The sequence below is a fragment of the Halalkalibacter oceani genome, assembly GCF_023715705.1.
In the GTDB taxonomy this organism is placed as follows: Bacteria; Bacillota; Bacilli; order Bacillales; family Bacillaceae_D; genus Halalkalibacter; species Halalkalibacter oceani_A.
The window spans coordinates 1-390 of sequence record NZ_JAMBOS010000097.1 but is presented as its reverse complement, the minus strand read 5'-3'; the positions used below and the strand labels follow the sequence as shown (position 1 = coordinate 390).

Annotated in this window: 1 rRNA gene; it reads left to right on the top strand. The window is 47.7% G+C overall.

The features are described from left to right. A 16S ribosomal RNA gene (locus M3212_RS21815) occupies positions 1-89 on the top strand; the annotation flags it as partial. Positions 90-390 lie beyond the last annotated feature (301 nt).

Here is a 390-nt window from a genome sequence, read left to right as displayed (position 1 = left end):
GGAGCCAGCCGCCTAAGGTGGGACAGATGATTGGGGTGAAGTCGTAACAAGGTAGCCGTATCGGAAGGTGCGGCTGGATCACCTCCTTTCTATGGAGTTTATACTCTAATCGACGAACAACTTCGGTTGTTTGACGCTTGTGCTATTGTTCAGTTTTGAGAGTACTCAAAACTCTCGATGAAGTTACTGGAATATGCTCCTGCGCGCTCCTTGCGTCGCTTTCTCGTCGCAAAGCTGCATGCAGTATCACAGTGACGTTTCTCATGACGGGAACGAAGTCAGTTGCTTTGTTCAGTTTTGAATGAATTCTTTTGCTCCTGCGATTACTCGTCGCAAGGCTGCATGAAGTCATTCGAAGAAGAAGGTCATGACGGAATTGAAGTCAGTTGC